Source organism: Oleiphilus sp. HI0123 (assembly GCF_001635315.1).
Genome location: NZ_LWGE01001869.1, coordinates 1 through 1,594 on the forward strand (window position 1 = coordinate 1; position 1,594 = coordinate 1,594).

Sequence of the window (1,594 nt, forward strand, 5' to 3'; positions counted from 1 at the left end):
CTGTCAACTGAGATTTTGATAGCGCGCCTACCTTCGTTGCATCAACATTACCATTCTTGAATAGCATCAAGGTTGGAATGCCACGAATATTGAATTTAGGTGGGGTTTGCTCATTCTCATCAATATTTAACTTACATATTTTGATCTTGCCAGCATAGTCGTCAGCAATTTCCTCAAGGACAGGGGCGATCATTTTACAAGGGCCGCACCACTCCGCCCAGTAATCGACAAGTACAGGGATGTCAGAATTTAAAACTTCCGTTTCGAAAGTTGCGTCACTTACATTGATGATGTTATCACTCATGTTTTGATTCCAATAAAAGATTTAGAGAAGCCTGAAAGCATTTGATGCGTTACAATACAGCTATCTCTTAAGAAATGAAAAATCGTAACGAGTAATATATAGCCTTATCAGAGGATTTCAAGGACGTGTTAACTCACAATGATACGAAAGCAGAGCCAAATAGCTGCTCAGACCACATTGCAGCGATAGATTTGGGCTCAAACAGTTTTCACATGGTTGTCGCAAAAATTTCTCATGGCGAGATTAGAGTCGTTGATAAGTTTGGTGAAAAGGTCCAGCTAGCGGCAGGTCTCGACGAAAATGGAGAAATAACTCCAGAAGCCCATATCAGGGCAATTGAGTGCTTGAAGCGCTTCTCCCAGCGGATCAAGAGCTTTGACTCTGCATCTGTGCAGATCGTGGGTACAAATGCTTTAAGAGCAGCCAAAAAGAAAACTGACTTTCTGCGTGATGCCGAGCGTGTAACAGGTCACCCAATAGAAATAATTTCTGGCAGAGAAGAAGCGCGTCTAATTTATCTTGGTGTTGCTCATACCCTGGCTGATGATAAAGGCAATCGCCTGGTTATCGATATCGGTGGTGGTAGCACCGAATTGATAATTGGTGAACGCTTTGAGGCAAAAGCCTTAGAAAGTATGCATATGGGCTGCGTTTCTTTCAGAGAAAAATATTTTCCTGGTGGTGAGCTAACTGAGCAAGGATTTAATAAAGCAATCAAGCACGCATCCAGAGAATTATTCAGCATAAAGGAACAATATAAGTCGCTTGGATGGCAGCATACAGTGGGTGCTTCGGGTTCAATTAAGGCTATTCTAAATGCTTTGCGTCATCTTGGTTTAGCTGAAGAAACGATTACATTAAAAGCTTTGAAAGAACTAAAAGGCCTGATGATTACTCTCGGACATTGTGAGGACTTAGTTAAACTAGGTGTGAAATCTGAGCGTGCATCGATCTTTGCAGCCGGCTTTTCCATACTCTACTCATGCTTTAAGGTACTGGGCATCAAAGAAATGGAGTTCACATCGGGCGCGCTTAGGGAAGGTTTGCTGTATGACATACTAGGCCGGATTCAGCATGAGGATGTCAGAGAACGTTCACTTCAATCGATGCAGGCTCGCTATGCTATTGATGTTGAACACGCTGAAAGAGTAGAGAAAACAGCGCTTCATGCATACAAGCAAATTGCTTCGTATTGGGATATAGCCTTACCGCAATGTGAAAATCTACTACGTTGGGCAAGCCGGGTTTTTGAGGTTGGGCACTCTATTGCTCATGCACAATACCACCGGC

2 protein-coding genes are annotated in these 1,594 nt (G+C 42.9%); one reads left to right on the forward strand and one right to left on the reverse strand.

The window, feature by feature from the left end:
* Positions 1-304: thioredoxin TrxA (gene trxA, locus A3761_RS24995; protein WP_068751126.1), on the reverse strand; the 304-nt coding region annotated here is incomplete at its 3' end.
* Between the two features lie 125 nt (positions 305-429).
* Here trxA and ppx point away from each other — a divergent pair.
* Positions 430-1,594 (forward strand): exopolyphosphatase (gene ppx, locus A3761_RS25000; RefSeq protein WP_068751128.1); only part of this gene is annotated, 1,165 nt, incomplete at its 3' end.